The sequence below is a fragment of the Mycolicibacterium psychrotolerans genome, from assembly GCF_010729305.1.
Classification (GTDB): Bacteria; Actinomycetota; Actinomycetes; order Mycobacteriales; family Mycobacteriaceae; genus Mycobacterium; species Mycobacterium psychrotolerans.
The window spans coordinates 2,645,657-2,660,210 of sequence record NZ_AP022574.1; the positions used below are offsets into that span (position 1 = coordinate 2,645,657).

The window sequence follows — 14,554 nt, forward strand, 5'->3', positions numbered from 1 at the left end:
CGCGCGTCATGCCCGCACCCCCGCGTCCACCATGGCCTCGAGCCCACCGAGGTCACCGCCGAGTTCGGCGACGGTGGCGCGCACGACGGCGACGTCCTTGCCGATGAACTCACCGACGGCAGCGATGAAAGCATCCGCCGAACCCGCGGCCGCGATCATCGACAGCACCCGGCTCTGCGCGCTGCCGTGCGTCAACGCCTCCAGCAGACGACCCTCGTCCACGCCGAGCCGGTTGCCCAGCCGTACCCCCTCGGCGACCAGCCCGATCTGCGCCGCGAAGACCGTGTTGTTGACGAGCTTGACCAGCTGGCCCGCGCCGGTGGCGCCGGCATGCACGATGGGGGCGGCGTAGACGCCGAGCAGTGGCGCCACACGCGCCATCGCGTCGTCGCTGCCGCCGGCGAAGACGGTCACGTGCCCCGCCGCGATGTCGTGCGGACCCCCGCTGAGGGGGGCGTCGACGACGTCGACATGGCCGAACCGCGCGGCGATGGACCGCGCAGTGGCGGGGCTTCCGGTGGTGTGCAGCACCAGTGCGGCGCCGGGGGACATGCCCGCCACCAGCTCGCCGTCCAGACACAGCTCGGCGACCTGCTCGTCGGTGAACACGCATAACACCACCGCGTCGGCACCGTCGACCACCCCGGCGATGTCCCGGACGGCGTGCGCGCCGAGCCGGACTGCCGCACTGCGCTTCTCGTCGGTTCGGCCGAGGACGACGACGTCGTGGCCCGCCCCGACGAGGCGCTGCACCATCGGGGACCCCATGCGACCCGCGCCGACGAAGCCGACCCTCATGACCGCGGATGATCCATCAGCCGCAGCGCCGTGTCCGCGTCGGCGAACACCGTGCCCTCCGGCGCCGCCGCATGCGCCGCCAGGCTGGCGGCGTGCCGGACGTCTTTCTGCAGCAGCGCGCCGGCGATCGGCGCCAGCCCGTCGAGCGTGCCACCGAACATCGTGATGCTGCCGATCGCCTTGCTGGTCGCGGAGCCGCGATGCAGCACCTCGCAGAGCCGGTCGCGCGCGATGCCGAGCGCGTCACCCAGCTCGAGGGTGCTGATCGCCGCACCCAGGTTGGCGCTGAACAGCAGGTTGTTGAGGATCTTGGCGACCTGGCCACTGCCCAGTCCGCCGAGATGCACGATCGCGTCGGAGTAGGTGGCGAACACGGGGCGCACCTTCTCGACCACCTCGGCGTCGCCTCCGACCATCACCATCAGCGTGCCCTGTTCCACGGCGGGCGCCCCACCACTGACCGGGGCGTCGATGACCGTGACGCCCTGTGCGGCAGCCTGTTCGGCGATCTCCCTGCAGGTGTCGGGATGGACGGTGCTGTGGATCGCGACGATACCGCCGGGTGCCATGCCGGCCAGCACCCCGTTCTCGCCGCCGAGCACTTCACGCACATCGTCGTCACCGACGACGCACAGACACACCAGGTCACAGGCTGCCCCGAGTTCGGCCGGGGTGGCCGCGGCTCGGGCCGGTGTGTCGGCGTAGGGCTCGAGGCTGGCCGGCCGCCGTGCCCACAGTGTGGTGTGGAAGCCACCTTCGGCGATGCGCCGGGCCATCGGCCCGCCCTGGCTGCCCAATCCGATGAAACCGACGCGCATCAACTCGCCTCCACGTGGTCGGGGTCGCGATCCGGGAGGGCCGCGAGAGATTCTTCGGCGAAGGACAGCACACTGCGGTGGTACTCACCGGCGCTGTGCCCCACGCTGAGGTTGTGTCCGCTCCCCGTCATCTCGTTGAGGCGCACGCGGGGTGACGAGGTGAACAGCGCCGCGATCGCCGCCACGGCCTGCGGATCGGAATCCCAGACGCTTTCGTGCTCGGCGACGCTGAACTGCACCGGAACTCGCAACCGGGCGGCCGTGGCCGGAAAGTCGTGGCGCGGCCAATTCGCCGTGACCTCGCCTTCGTAAGGCGCTCCGGGGGCCGACAGCGCGCCGGTCAGCACCTCTGGTGGATACAGGTCGGTGGGCTGCCACAGCAGGTCGCGCAGGCCAGCCGGCCGGGAGGTCAGCGAGGCCTCGCTGAGCACGTCGCGCGCGGCGTCGGTGTAGCGCAATCCGGTGCCGGCGAGTTCGATGCCGATCACCCCGGGATGAGCGGTCGCCATCCGCAGCGCGAGCTCACATCCGGCCGAGTGTCCGACCAGGAACAACCCGGCGCCCCGGGCGCCCCCACCGAGCATCGCGTCCACCGCGCCCGACGCGGCGGCCACCCGCTGCGCCGGGTCGGCGAACCCGTCGGCGTAGAGGCCCGAGGCGCCGTAGCCGGGCCGGTCCAGGGCGATCGCCGAAAACTCCTGTGTCGCTGCAGCTCGCAACAGGGAGAGCTCGGGTCGGCCCGGGCAGTCGAAGTACGCCGACGACGTCGCGCCGCCGTGTAGCGCGACGATCACCCCGCGGGGATCGGACACCTGCACCGCGAGCCCGGACATCGGCACGCCGTCCACCAGGACGACCCGGCGGGCGGGAGCGGAGGCGTTCATGTTCCCGACCGCAGCAGCATGACTCCGCTGGGCGTCAGGCCGCCGCTGCTGACCACCGCGACCCGGGCGCCGTCGACCTGACGGTCGCCGGCCTCGCCGCGCAGCTGCGTGACCGCCTCGTGCACCAGACCCATGCCGTGTGTGCGGCCGTGGGAGAGCTGGCCGCCATGCGTGTTCAGCGGGATGGCGCCGTCGCGGGCGATCGCCGATCCGCCGTCGAGGAAGTCGCCGGCTTCGCCGATACCGCAGAACCCGAGCGCTTCCAGCCATGACAGACAGTTGAACGTGAAGCCGTCGTACAACTCGGCGACGTCGACGTCGTTCGCGCGCAACGACGTCCGCGTCCACAGGTGGGCCGCCTGACCGAGTACCTGCGGCTCGTGGGTCAGCGTGGTCTGGTCCCAGTCGGTGCGCTCGATGATCTGGGTACCCACCGCCTCGACGAACACGGGCGGCTTCGGCCGGTCGGCAACGGTGTCGACGGCGGAGACGACGACCGCGACCGCGCCGTCGCACGGCACGTCGCAGTCGTAGAGCCCGAACGGCGTCGTGATCATCCGGGCGCCGAGATAGTCCTCCATCGTCAGCGGATCCCGGTAGATCGCCGTCGGATTCAACGCCGCGTTCGCGCGCTGGTTCAGCGCGATCCAGCCGAGGGTCTCCCGGGTCGTGCCGTATCGGTGAAAGTGCCGCTGCGCGTTGAGCGCCAGCGTGTGTGCGGCCGACACCGCGCCGAACGGCATCTGCCAGCTGTCGGTGCGGGCACCTCCCGGGGGCGTGAGCCGGCCCTCCTTCACCAACTGCCCGAACGTCGCCTCCCACAGGGTGCGGAAGCACAGCACATGCCTGGCCATACCCGTGGCGACGGCCATCATCGCCGCGATCACCGAACCGCCCGGCCCGAAGGTGTCCATGCCGCCGTTGATCCACGTCGGCCGCAGGCCCAGCGCCCCTTCGAGCTTGGTGACTCCGCCCTCACCCATGCCGGCGATGTCCAGCCCCGGATAGGTCGAGAGGCCGTCGATGTCGGCGAAGGTCAGCCCGGCATCGGCGACGGCTGCTTCGCAGGCTTCGATCGTCAACGACAGCGGCGCGACCATCAGCCGCCGGCCCAGCCGTGACGCACCGATGCCGGTGATCGCCGACTTCTCCTCGAACTTCTCGGTGCGCAGCATCGGCCGGACGTGGGAACCGAAGTCAACGGGCGCGATCTCGTCGGTCGGCTCGGCGCCGAACTGCTTCGGGGACACCGGCCGGAACAGGGGCAGGTAGACGTCGGCGTTCTGCTCGAACACCACCTCGACCAGCTGGCCGATCTCGAGTTCGTCCGCGTCCGCGTCGATGATGTTGGTGGTCAACCGGATCCGGCAATCCTCCTGCAGCGCGACCTGGGCGATGACGTAGGGCGCCGCCAGCCCCGGGATGTTGAAGCGGTGGTTCACGGTGAAGGCCGACAGCACCGCCGTCCCCGAGACCTCACGTACTCCCATGTCTCGGCCGCGGCAGTACCGGCACACCGGCTGCGGCGGATGGATCAGCGCCGAGCAGGCCCGGCACTCCTGGATGCGCAGTGTGCCGTCGGCGCCCGAGGTCCAGAAGAACTCGTTGTCGAACGTCAACTGCGGCAGCGGCATCCGTGTCTCACCGCTCATCGGGTGAAGCCCCACTCCGCCTCGTTGTCTCCCACCTTCAGATGCTCCAGATCCGGCTCGGTCACCTCGGCGACGTGCGCGTCGTCCGGGCGGCGCTCGGTCAGCTCCATGATGGCGTGCACGGGACAGTCCATCAGCGCACGCTGGACCGCATCGCGATCAGGCTCGGGGATGTCGCCGTCCCCGACGAGGACCGCGTAACCCCAGTCGTCGAGCGAGAAGTAGCCCGGTGCGTGCTTGGCGCAGACTCCGAATCCGTCACACAGCGTCCGGTCGAGCTTGATCCGCAGTCGGTCTGTCACAGTGACTCCACCTCGAAGGGCCGCTGCGCGGTGTAGGCCGCGGCGGCGCAGTCCGGGCAGTTGCCGTCGAGATGCCGAGCGACGTCGTCACCGAACATCGCCAGCATGCTCGCGGCGATGTTGGTGGCCGCATCGAGCGTGGCGCATGCACCCCGGCCCCGCAGCACCACCGACCACCGCTCGAGGCGCTCCAGATCGTCGGCGCTCGCCACACCGTCCCGCAGCGCCGTTGCCGCGGCGGCCATCGCGGCGGTGCCGTTGAAGCACGACCCGCACTGCCCGGCGTTCTCGCGGTCGTAGTACGCGAGCACTGCCGCACCGACCGCCACGGGGCATTCGTCGGTGAGCACCGACACCGCGCCGCACCCCAGGCCGCTTCCGTGCGCCCGCAGCGAGTCGTGGTCAACGGTGCAGGCCAGCACCCGCCGGTCCAGCAGACCCGCGAAGTACCCGCCCATCAGGGCTCCCCGCACGCGGTCGAGCGGAATGCCGTGCAGGGCCAGCACCTCGGCCATCGGTACGCCGAACGGCAGCTCGTAGAGTCCCGGTCCGCGGCCCCCGCCGGTCAGCGTCGCCAAGAAGGTGCCGGGAGAGCCCTGCGCGCCGTACGCCCGGTACGCGGTGGCGCCGTGCTTGACCAGGAACGGCAGGTTGGCGAGCGTCTCGACATTGCTGACCACCGTGGGCAGGCCGCCGACGCCCTGTTCGAAGGGGCGCGGCGGCTTGTCGGTGGGCTTGGCCGGACCGCCGTTGATGGCCCGCACCGCGGCGGTCTCCTCGCCGGCGACGTAACCGGGTGCGACGGTCCGCACTCCGACGGTCACCCCGTCGAGCCCGTCGGCGCCCACCTCATCGAGCGCATCGGCCACGGCCCGTGCGGCACGAGGATCCGAGACGTACACGTGAGCGTTTCGGGCGCCGATGATGCGCGCGGCCAACCGAAGCCCGTCGAGCACCAGGTGCGGCCGATGACGCAGCAGCCAGCGATCTTTGACCGATGCCGGCTCGCCTTCCTCGCCGTTGGCCACCAGCACCGTGTCGCGGCCCCGCAGCGACGCATCGCGGACCGTCCCGAGCTTCACCGCCATCGGAAACGCGGCGCCCCCACGGCCCAGCACACCGGCGAGGCTGATCTCGTCGAGCAGTGCGGCGGGATCTGCGATGTCCTGGTAGCCGCCGGCGCCGCGGTACTCGTCGAGCGCCTCCGGTCCCGGCGCGCTCCGCAGCAGCCGCGGCGTCAGGCCGGGCCATGCGGTGACCGTGAGATCGGTGTTCATCGCCGTGCTCATCGAGACCTCCTGCACGCCGGGCTACTGTTCCCGTCATGCGAACCGCGGTGGTCCGGATCGGAATCGATCCGGACGGGAAGCTCTCGGCCGGGCAATTGCGCTCGGGGATGGCCGCACTGTCCGAACTTGCCGAGACGGCGGGATGGCAGGTGATCGCCGACGACCTCGCCGGTCTGCCGCCGAAACGCCGGGAAGTCGAGATCCTGATGACGGGCACCGATTCGGCGGCCCTGCAGGCCACGGGAATTGCCCTGTGCGCCCGCGCCTTCGGCACCGAACCGGTGGCCGGGGTGCTGACGTTCGTCAGCCACGGTACCGACGAGGATGCTCTCGGAGTGCTGGCCGGCTTCGGGGTGATCGGCCACATCGACCGCGCGCCCGGTGCGGACGGATGGGACATCCTCACGGTGACGCTGCGCAAGGCCGACCTGATGCGCGTGCCCGAGAGCCGCATCCACACCGCCCTGGAGGCCTCGACCAACTGCGAGGTGCACATCGTCACGACGGACTGAGCGCGTCGTCATCAGCGCCCCAGAAAATCGAGGATCGCGGGCGCGGCCTGCACCCAGGTGTCGAACATGTTGAAACGCTTCACCTTTCCTGACGCCCGCGCTTGCGCGGCGCGCTCCCAGGCATCCTCCGGCCACGGCGGGTCGATCAGCGTCGAGCCCTTGATCAGACAGCTGACCTCCAGCGAGGTGCGCTTGGGGTGGTCCATGTCGTTCTCGCCACCGCGGATGATCAGCGTGGGAACCCGGATGCGGTCGAACATCTCGTCGTCGACGCCGGGGATGGTCTGGCCCGGCTTCGAGACGAACGCGTTGAGCCAGCGCAACATCAGCTTCAGGAACTCGTCGGCGCCGAACGACAGCAACCGGTCCTCGTTCGCGGGGTTCTCGGCGATCCGCTCCTTCCACTCGCCGACCTGGATCACACCGCGCATCCCGGTACCGCGCACCGCGAGGATGCTGGGCACGATGTAGTAGGAACCGAGGACGAACGTGCCGTAGATCCCGCCGACGATGTTCCACACCACGAGTTTGCGGACGATCTCCGGATACAGCATCGTGGTCAGCATCGAGTCGCGCGCGCCGCCCGAGCCGCCGGCCAGGATGCACGGTCCGATGCCCAGGCCGGTGATCAGGGCGTGCAGCGTTTCGGCGCGCATGTGGGACTCGCTCTGTCCGTAGAACTGCACGTCGGACTTCCCGCAGTTGGGCCGGTCCCACAACAGCACGCGGTACCCGCCCTTGACCAGTGCCTGCGCCAGCGGCCGCAGCCCCTCGATGTCCTTGCTGAACCGTCCGCCGGGAGTCAGCGCGATGAAATCGCCCTGCTTGCCCAGGATTTCGTAGACGACATTGCCGCCGTTGACCTCGAAGATCTTCTCGCCGCGCCTCAGTGTCGCGCCGGCCACGTCAGTGGTTCTCATGCCTGCACCAGCACGTCGTTGCCCACCACGCGTACCGGGTAGGTGCGGATGCTCCACTCGGGTTTGACCGCCGTGGTCCCGGTCGCGAGCTCGAAACCCCACTGGTGCCAGGGGCAGTAGATGAATTCCTTGTCCCGGACCATCACGGCGTCACCGGGTACGTCCTCGTCGACGACGGTGCGCCCCCGTGCGCGACCGGAGCACAGCGGACCGCCCTCGTGGGGACAGTAGTTGGCGATCGCGTAGAAGGTGCCGTTGACGTTGTAGACCCCCACTCCGTGACGGCCGATCGGCACGAGCTTGTGTGTGCCGGGCGGGATTTCGTCGATGGTAGCGACCACGTGTTCGCGCCCCTGGGCCAGCCGGGGCGACTTCTGTGCCTCGGTCACCCTAGAAGACCCGGACCTGGCCCTCGAGCGCCGGCACGGTGTCCGGCAGCTTGTAGGTCGCGATGCCGTTGCGGAACATCACCGCTTCGCGGGCGTGCTCGGGAAGATGCTTGACCAGCCAGCGTGGATCGTCGAACGTCCAGTGCGGGTAGTCGCTGGAGAACAGCAGGATCTTCTCGCACTCCATCCATTCCAGCGCCCGCGTGAGTTCCGTCTTGTCCTCGGGATAGTCCAGCGGCTGGGTGGTGAACTTGATGTGGTCCTTGACGTACTCGCTGGGCTTGCGCTTGATGTCGACCCAGCGCTTGCGCTTCTCGTAGATGGCGTCCATGCGCCACATCAGCGGCAGGATCCACGTGAAAGCGTGCTCGACGAACACGATGCGCAGCGTGGGGAACCGGTCGAACACACCGTCGAAGATCAGGCTCATCACCTGGTTGGCCGCCAGAAGCGAGTAGGTGACCATGAAATCGTGGTTGTAGCTCGGGATACCGACCGGCGGGAACGGCAGCGTCTCGTAATAGCCGCGGGACAGGTGACAGCTGACGGTGATGTCGTGTTTGACCGCAGCGGCCCAGATCGGGTCGTAGCGCGGGTCTCCCCACGACGGCCGCGGCTCCGCCTTGATCAGAACCTGTGCCATGTACGGGTGGCCGGCCCACTTCTCGATCTCCTCGGCGGCTGACGCCGGCTCCTCGATCGCCACGCAGATCGAACCACGCCATCGCTCGTGCCAGTTGTTGTGCGAGTCCAGCCAGTGGTTGGCCAGCCACTGATTGGTGGCCACGCACATCGCGTGGGTGGCCTCGGAGAGCCGCATCTCGCCGTGTGTCGGCTCGAGAATCGCGATGTCGGAGCCGGCCTCCATGATCAGCTGCTTGAGCGCCAGATCAGGGTCGCTGCAGGCGAATTCCCCGTCGGGCGGGAAGGAGTCCACCCGCATCGCATAGGAGTGCGCGTAGTCGGGGGCGTCGTAGTAGATGGCCTCCCCGCGCGGGTGTGACAGGAAGTACCGACTGCGCCACGGTTCGGGGATGTATTCGACCAGCTCCCCTCGGCGCGGCATCGGGTGCACGTCCGAGTCCACGCACCGCACAGGGATGCGCTCGGTGGGGGTGATGCGGTCGCGGGACTGGGTGCCGGCCGTAACCGTCATGGGAAGCCTCCTTGTCGTGCCGCTGTCTACTGTGCGACCGCGCCGGCGGTGACGTCGATGCCGTACAGCTCAGCGGCGTTGCGCCAGCAGATCCGCATCCGTTGCTCATCGGTCATCGCCGACGCGAATGTCGGCCCGTGCATGCTCCAGTGCGGATAGCTGGAGCCGAACATCGTCATCCGGTCCTTGCCGGTGAAGTCGAGCCACTCGCCGGCGTACTCGACGTCTCCGGGGCCGTCCAGCCCACTCTCGATGAAATATGTGTGCCGGGAGAGGTATTCGCTGGGCATCTTCGGCGCCCACGGGGTCTGCTCCAGGTGAGGGCGGCCGAAGCAGTCCATCCGCCACATGAACGGCGTCAGCATGTCCGCCGCCCCGTCGGCCCACACCATCTTCAGACCGTCGTATCGTTCGAAGACGCCCTCGGCGATCATGTTCATCAGGTGGTACAGGTAGTTCAGCGACATGAAACCGAGGTACTGCTCATAGGTGCGCGTCGCTCCGGAGGGCGTGGGTGACAGCATGATCCCGTTGCCGACCTCGATGTGCACCGCCACCGGCAGCCCGGCGTCGACGGCGGCCTCCCACAGTGGCCAGTACTGCGGCTTTCCGTACAGTTCGCGCGACTGGAGGGGGACACCGATCTGGACCACGCGTGGATGGCCGCGGTACTTCTCGATCTCGCGGAGCGCGCCGGCGATGTCGTCGGGATTCACCCGGATCGTGCCGCGGAACCGGGCACCGTACTCGCCGTGCTCCAGCCACCGCGTCACCATCATCTCGTTGTGCGCGGCGGCGATCGCGGTGCCAAGGTGGCGGTCCGGCATGATGCCCCGCGTCATCGGGTGCAGCACGGCAACGTCGACACCGCGGTCGGTGAACAGGTGCTCGGCGACGGTGTCGACGTCGGAGCCCGGGTACTGGCCGTCAGGGCCCTGCGTGCCCTTCGCATACTCGCCGCCGGGCGCGCCGTACCAGTCCATCTCGTAGTCGGGGAAGCCGCGGCTGCTGAAGGGTTCGCGAAGGAAGTTCTTGCGCAAGTCCTTGTTCGACCCGAAGAAGATGTGCACGCTGGCATCGATCAGGGGGATTCTGACGGTCTGTGCGCCGTCACTGAGGTCGATCACGAGCGCTCACCGCGGCAGGCATCGGCACCGGACATGAAGCCAGTGTAGATCCTTGTTCTTCGTTGGCAAGAATTATGTTCTCAGTACACGGCGCTTAGTTTCATGCAGGTCAGCGGACCCGTCAAAGGGTGAGGGTCAGACCTGCGCCCGGAACGCGATGACCACCGTCCGAGAACGGTTACAGCGTCTAAAGAGAATGTTATTCTCGCTTGACCGTGACGAGCTCGGAGGCGCTGCATGCTGCTGGAATTCGACGCCGATCAACGGCTGTGGCAGGAGACCGTGCGCGACGCGGTCGCCAAGCAGTGCCCGGCCACGCTGATCCGGGATATCGCCGAGAACGGCGTCGATACGGCGCCGTTGTGGGCCGGCTACTGCGACGCCGGGTGGACGGAACTGACCGATCCCACGAATGCGGTGGAGCTGGCGATCGTGCTCGAGGAACTCGGCCGGGCAACGGATCCGACGCCGTTTCTGGCCACACTGACCCAATTCGCGCCCCTGGTCGGCGAACGGTTCGATCCGCAGAGTGCGGGCGCGGCGGTGTACTCGGGTGTGACCGCGGTCCGTGACACCAAGGGGTGGGTGCTGACCGGGACGGACCGGTTCGTGCTCGACGGTGATCGTGCCGAGCGCCTGGCGGTCCTCACCCCGGCCGGGGTGTTCCTCGTCGGCGCGGAGCAGGTGACGACGCGGCGGCTGGACGTGTTCGACCCGGTGCTGCACGTGGCCGAGGTGAGGTTGGCGGGCGTCCACGTCGCCGACAGTGACCGCCTGCCCGCCGACACCGAGCGTGCCCGCCACATCGCGCTGATGGGGATGGCCGCCACCATGGTGGGCGCGTGCCAGCGCATCCTCGACCTGGTCGTGGAGCATGCGAAGAGTCGCAGCCAGTTCGGTGTCGCGATCGGCACGTTCCAGGCCGTGCAGCACAAGGCGACCGACATGTTCGTCGCGATCGAGAGAGCACGTGCGCTGATGTACTTCTCGGCGTTGACCATCGCCGCCGACGATCCGCGCAGACGGCTCGCGGCCGCGATGGCGAAAGCATCGGCGGGGGAGTGCCAGTCGCTGGTGTTCCGCCACGGCATCCAACTGTTCGGGGCGATGGGCTTCACGTGGGAGAACGATCTGCAGTTCGCACTCAAGCGCGCCAAGGCCGGCGAGTTGATGCTGGGCGGTGCCGCGCAGCACCGGGCCATGATCGCCGACGAATACGGGAGGGATCTCTAGAATGCAGCTGGCCTTCGACTCCGACGTCGAGGAGTTCCGCGCGGAGTTCTCCGCATTCCTCGACGAGCACACCCCCTCCGCCGCGCAGACTGTGGAGCGGCCGCGTTCGGTCTCGCACATGCCGCAGTGGGCGCGGGACTGGCAGCGCCTGCTGTTCGACAACGGCTGGTTGCTGCCCGCGCAGCCGCCCGAGTTCGGCGGCCGCAACGCCTCGGTACTGCAGACGTTCGTCCATGCCGAGGAGCTGTGCCGGCGTCGGATCTACCACAGCTTCAACCCGCAGGGCGTCAACATCATCGCGGCGTCGCTGCTGACGTTCGGCACCGACGAACAGAAGCACCGATGGGCGGTGCCGGTCCTGCGGGGCGAACGCACCGCGTCGCTGGGCATGAGCGAGCCCAGCGCCGGGTCGGATCTGGCGTCGTTGCGCACCAGAGCCGTTCAGGATGGCGACCACTTCGTGGTGAACGGTCAGAAGGTCTGGACCTCCGGGGCCCATGACGCCGACTTCCTTCTCACGTTCGTCCGGACCGACCCGGATGCCGCAAAGCACAAGGGAATCAGCGTGCTGCTGATCCCGACCGATCTCGACGGCGTGGTGTGCCGGCCGTTCGCCGACATGTGCGGAATGGACAACCTCGACTTCAACGAGGTGTTCTTCACCGACGTCCGCGTCCCCGTCGAGCACCTCGTCGGTCCCCTCAACGGTGGCTGGGGCGTCGCCAACGGTTCGCTCGGCCATGAGCGCACGATGATGTGGCTCGGGTTCGCCGACCGGATCGCCAACTGCATCGCCGACTTCCAGCCGACGACGGCTCTCGAGCGCGATGCGCTGGCCACCAGCATCATGGACTACGAAGCGTTGCGGCTGCTGGGCTCGGTGGGCATCGCCAAGGCCGCGCGGGGCGAGGTCGATGTCGCGTCGGTGTCGATCCCGAAACTCTTGGGGGCCGAAGCCGAACAGCGTGTCGAGGGGCTCGCGTTGGAGGCGTCCGGTCCCGACGGGCTCCTCCACCCCGCGACGTCGGGGCCCTACGCGCACATGAACCTCGACCACTACTTCGCGAGCTGGTTCGAGCGGTACGCCCGCAGCTTCGGCGGCACCATCGCGGGCGGCACATCGGAGATCCAGCGCAACATCATCGCCCAGCAGGTGCTCGGGCTGCCGAGGCGGTAGCGCGTGCGCGTCCAGCCCGCAGCCTTCCTGCGGACCACGCTCCCGCTGGACCTGAGTCAGCTGGAGCAGCTGGACAGCGGGCGCTACCACTCGATCTGGATGCCCGACCACATGGTCAGTTTCTGGCCGGACTCCATCTGGACACCCGAGTTCACGGATCTGGCGGTCGCTTCCCCGTCCCCGCACCGCCACCTCGACGGCATGGCCGTCGCGGCGGCGGCGGCGGTGCTGACCGAGAACGTGCCACTGGTGACCAGTGTCGTCGACACCGTACGACGCCACCCGTCCTTGCTGGCTCAGAGCGCCCTGACCATCGATCACCTCGCCAAGGGCCGCTTCATCCTCGGGCTCGGCAGCGGCGAGGCTGAGAACATCACACCCTACGGATTCGACTTCACCAGGCCTGTAAGCCGTTTCGAGGAGGCGCTACAGGTCATCCGGCTGCTGTGGGACAGCGACGGACCCGTCGACTTCGACGGACGCTTCTATCGACTTCGCCACGCCCGGCTGGACACCGAGCCCTACGACGGCAGGCCGCCTCCCATCTGGATCGGCGCCAGCGGTCCGCGCGTGCTCGACATCGCCGGCCGGTACGCCGACGGCTGGTGGCCGGCAGGCGCGTGGACGCCCGAGGATTACGCCGAGAAGCTCGACGCGGTCCGGGCTTCCGCCGAGCGCGCGGGCCGCGACCCGATGGGGATCACGCCCTGCTTCATCCAGGTGTGCGTGATGGGCCGCGACGAGGCCGCGCTCGCCGAGGTTCTCGCAGCGCCGCTGGTCAAATGCTTCCTGCTGCAGGTGACTGCGGAGTTGTTGCGCGGACACGGTTTCGAGCATCCGATGGGGCCGGCTTGGCGCGGCTTCCACGACATCGACCCCGCAGTGCTCACCCGCGAGCGCATCATCGAGTTCCTCGATCGTGTACAGCCGGAGATGATCCTCGCTGTCGTGCCGCACGGGACGCCGAAGCAGGTCGCCCACATTGTCGCCGACTACGTCGACGCCGGTCTGCGGGTGCCCAAGATCCTCGACTACAGCGCGATGGCGGGGCTCGATCACGCCGCGGAGTCGGCGCGAAACGTTCGTGACGCCGAGGACGAGTTGTTGTCACTGTGCCGAGGAGTGCAGTGAGCGCGCGACTCGACGCCGAGGCGATGCTCCGCAGGGCCGAAGAGCAGACGGGCCTTCACGACTACGGTGATCCGACGCTGCCGCAACGGTTCGGTGTCGCCGTCGAGTTCCTCGACGACCAGGACATGGATGCGCACGGCCGCAGCCAGGCCGCCGACGTCTGCCACTGGCTGCTCACCACACGGCTGGAGTTCTTCGCAGATCGCGAGCGATTACCGGTGCGCGACGAGGTGATCGAGCGGCCGATGTTCGTCACCGGGGAGCCGCGCTCGGGCACCACGCTGATGCACGCGCTGATGTCGGTGGACCCGAACGCCCGCGCATTGCGGTTCTGGGAGGTCATGTACCCGTCGCCCCCGCCGGGCGTCAGCGCAGACGACGATCCGCGCCGGGCGCGCGCCGATGCGCACTGGCGGGAGATCAACGCGAAGATGCCCAAGTGGTTGCACAGCCACCCCTACAACGACATGCTCGGCGACGGCCTTCCCGAGGACGAACGCACCTGGGCGTTCGACTTTCGGGTGATGACGCCCACGACATGGTGGAGGGTGCCGATGCAGACGGTGGTCGGGGGGCTGCCCACCGACGCGACCGCGCAGTACCGTATCCACAAGGCGATGCTGCAGCACTGTCAGTATGCGAGAGCACCGAAGCAATGGGTGCTCAAAGGCTTTCATGGATTTCGGTTGGCCGAGTTGTTCACCGCCTACCCGGACGCGACGCTGCTGTGGCTGCACCGTGACCCCGTGCAGGTTGCGGCGTCGCGCACGATGATGATGGCCGACATCCTCGAGGGCATCGTCGGACCGATCGATCTGCGGGCCGCGGCGGCGACGCACCTGGCGCTGACACGGGAGAGCATCGCGAACACCATGACGAACCCGATGGTCGGCGATCCGAGGATCATGCATGTCCGCTATACCGATTTCCTCGCTGATCCGGTCGCGACGGTGCGCCGCTACTACGGTTTCGGCGGCCGTGTCCTGACTGACGAGGCGGAGCAGGCGATGCGCACCTACCTGGCCGCCAACAAGGGTGACCGGCATGGGAAGTTCCGCTACTCCGCGTCGCTGCTGACCGACATCGGCGAACGGCTCGAGGCGTTGCACGAAGAATTTCGGCCCTTCCGTGAGCGTTTCGGCGTCGACATCGAGCAACGGGCCTGA

At 68.4% G+C, this 14,554-nt stretch carries 15 protein-coding genes; 5 read left to right on the plus strand and 10 right to left on the minus strand.

The window, feature by feature from the left end:
* Window positions 1–6 precede the first annotated feature (6 nt).
* Genes G6N45_RS13120 through G6N45_RS13145 form a run of 6 tightly spaced genes read right to left on the minus strand, consistent with a single transcriptional unit; the run spans window position 7 to window position 5,743 of the window.
* Entirely contained in the window at window positions 7–798 is a 792-nt protein-coding gene (locus tag G6N45_RS13120; protein ID WP_163722719.1) for an NAD(P)-dependent oxidoreductase, read from the minus strand.
* Window positions 795–1,616, minus strand: coding sequence for an NAD(P)-dependent oxidoreductase (locus G6N45_RS13125; protein ID WP_163722720.1), 822 nt, complete (start codon window positions 1,614–1,616; stop codon window positions 795–797). The genes G6N45_RS13120 and G6N45_RS13125 overlap by 4 nt, the downstream gene beginning before the upstream one ends.
* Complete coding sequence (locus G6N45_RS13130) at window positions 1,616–2,500, minus strand: alpha/beta fold hydrolase (RefSeq protein WP_163722721.1); 885 nt, start codon at window positions 2,498–2,500, stop codon at window positions 1,616–1,618. Before G6N45_RS13130 ends, G6N45_RS13125 begins: the two co-directional genes overlap by 1 nt.
* Entirely contained in the window at window positions 2,497–4,152 is a 1,656-nt protein-coding gene (locus tag G6N45_RS13135) for a thiolase C-terminal domain-containing protein (protein WP_163722722.1), read from the minus strand. The genes G6N45_RS13130 and G6N45_RS13135 overlap by 4 nt, the downstream gene beginning before the upstream one ends.
* Window positions 4,149–4,442 carry a ferredoxin gene (locus G6N45_RS13140; RefSeq protein ID WP_179965369.1) on the minus strand — a complete coding sequence of 98 codons (294 nt, stop codon included), beginning with the start codon at window positions 4,440–4,442 and terminating at the stop codon, window positions 4,149–4,151. The genes G6N45_RS13135 and G6N45_RS13140 overlap by 4 nt, the downstream gene beginning before the upstream one ends.
* An 8-nt stretch (window positions 4,443–4,450) precedes the next feature.
* Complete coding sequence (locus G6N45_RS13145) at window positions 4,451–5,743, minus strand: NADH-ubiquinone oxidoreductase-F iron-sulfur binding region domain-containing protein (RefSeq protein WP_163722724.1); 1,293 nt, start codon at window positions 5,741–5,743, stop codon at window positions 4,451–4,453.
* Between the two features lie 35 nt (window positions 5,744–5,778).
* Between G6N45_RS13145 and G6N45_RS13150 the strand changes: the two genes are divergently transcribed.
* Complete coding sequence (locus tag G6N45_RS13150) at window positions 5,779–6,255, plus strand: hypothetical protein (RefSeq protein ID WP_163722725.1); 477 nt, start codon at window positions 5,779–5,781, stop codon at window positions 6,253–6,255.
* A gap of 11 nt (window positions 6,256–6,266) precedes the next feature.
* Here G6N45_RS13150 and G6N45_RS13155 read toward each other — a convergent pair whose 3' ends face one another.
* From G6N45_RS13155 to G6N45_RS13170, 4 genes are read right to left on the minus strand one after another with little or no spacing between them, the layout of a single operon-like run.
* Window positions 6,267–7,175: an alpha/beta fold hydrolase gene (locus G6N45_RS13155; protein WP_163722726.1), complete on the minus strand. Its 909-nt coding sequence runs from the start codon at window positions 7,173–7,175 to the stop codon at window positions 6,267–6,269.
* Window positions 7,172–7,564: a Rieske (2Fe-2S) protein gene (locus G6N45_RS13160; RefSeq protein WP_163722727.1), complete on the minus strand. Its 393-nt coding sequence runs from the start codon at window positions 7,562–7,564 to the stop codon at window positions 7,172–7,174. Before G6N45_RS13160 ends, G6N45_RS13155 begins: the two co-directional genes overlap by 4 nt.
* A 1-nt stretch (window position 7,565) precedes the next feature.
* Window positions 7,566–8,720 carry an amidohydrolase family protein gene (locus G6N45_RS13165; protein WP_163722728.1) on the minus strand — a complete coding sequence of 385 codons (1,155 nt, stop codon included), beginning with the start codon at window positions 8,718–8,720 and terminating at the stop codon, window positions 7,566–7,568.
* A 26-nt stretch (window positions 8,721–8,746) separates the two neighbouring features.
* A complete protein-coding gene (locus G6N45_RS13170) occupies window positions 8,747–9,847 on the minus strand; it encodes an amidohydrolase family protein (RefSeq protein ID WP_163722729.1) in 1,101 nt (366 codons plus the stop codon).
* Between the two features lie 237 nt (window positions 9,848–10,084).
* Here G6N45_RS13170 and G6N45_RS13175 point away from each other — a divergent pair, with 237 nt between their 5' ends.
* From G6N45_RS13175 to G6N45_RS13190, 4 genes are read left to right on the plus strand one after another with little or no spacing between them, the layout of a single operon-like run.
* Window positions 10,085–11,080: an acyl-CoA dehydrogenase family protein gene (locus tag G6N45_RS13175; protein WP_163722730.1), complete on the plus strand. Its 996-nt coding sequence runs from the start codon at window positions 10,085–10,087 to the stop codon at window positions 11,078–11,080.
* A gap of 1 nt (window position 11,081) precedes the next feature.
* Window positions 11,082–12,257, plus strand: a complete 1,176-nt coding sequence (locus tag G6N45_RS13180) for an acyl-CoA dehydrogenase family protein (protein ID WP_163722731.1) — start codon at window positions 11,082–11,084, stop codon at window positions 12,255–12,257.
* A 3-nt stretch (window positions 12,258–12,260) separates the two neighbouring features.
* Window positions 12,261–13,388 carry an LLM class flavin-dependent oxidoreductase gene (locus G6N45_RS13185; RefSeq protein WP_163722732.1) on the plus strand — a complete coding sequence of 376 codons (1,128 nt, stop codon included), beginning with the start codon at window positions 12,261–12,263 and terminating at the stop codon, window positions 13,386–13,388.
* Complete coding sequence (locus tag G6N45_RS13190; RefSeq protein ID WP_163722733.1) at window positions 13,385–14,554, plus strand: sulfotransferase family protein; 1,170 nt, start codon at window positions 13,385–13,387, stop codon at window positions 14,552–14,554. The genes G6N45_RS13185 and G6N45_RS13190 overlap by 4 nt, the downstream gene beginning before the upstream one ends.

What these genes read in the sequence shown, in the direction of transcription:
- G6N45_RS13125 (WP_163722720.1), bottom strand. Translation starts at nt 1,616, where the DNA reads ATGCGCGTCGGTTTCATCGGATTGGGCAGCCAGGGCGGGCCGATGGCC.
- G6N45_RS13155 (WP_163722726.1), bottom strand. Translation starts at nt 7,175, where the DNA reads ATGAGAACCACTGACGTGGCCGGCGCGACACTGAGGCGCGGCGAGAAG.
- G6N45_RS13150 (WP_163722725.1), top strand. Translation starts at nt 5,779, where the DNA reads ATGCGAACCGCGGTGGTCCGGATCGGAATCGATCCGGACGGGAAGCTC.
- G6N45_RS13120 (WP_163722719.1), bottom strand. Translation starts at nt 798, where the DNA reads ATGAGGGTCGGCTTCGTCGGCGCGGGTCGCATGGGGTCCCCGATGGTG.
- G6N45_RS13175 (WP_163722730.1), top strand. Translation starts at nt 10,085, where the DNA reads ATGCTGCTGGAATTCGACGCCGATCAACGGCTGTGGCAGGAGACCGTG.
- G6N45_RS13135 (WP_163722722.1), bottom strand. Translation starts at nt 4,152, where the DNA reads ATGAGCGGTGAGACACGGATGCCGCTGCCGCAGTTGACGTTCGACAAC.
- G6N45_RS13145 (WP_163722724.1), bottom strand. Translation starts at nt 5,743, where the DNA reads ATGAGCACGGCGATGAACACCGATCTCACGGTCACCGCATGGCCCGGC.
- G6N45_RS13130 (WP_163722721.1), bottom strand. Translation starts at nt 2,500, where the DNA reads ATGAACGCCTCCGCTCCCGCCCGCCGGGTCGTCCTGGTGGACGGCGTG.
- G6N45_RS13165 (WP_163722728.1), bottom strand. Translation starts at nt 8,720, where the DNA reads ATGACGGTTACGGCCGGCACCCAGTCCCGCGACCGCATCACCCCCACC.
- G6N45_RS13180 (WP_163722731.1), top strand. Translation starts at nt 11,082, where the DNA reads ATGCAGCTGGCCTTCGACTCCGACGTCGAGGAGTTCCGCGCGGAGTTC.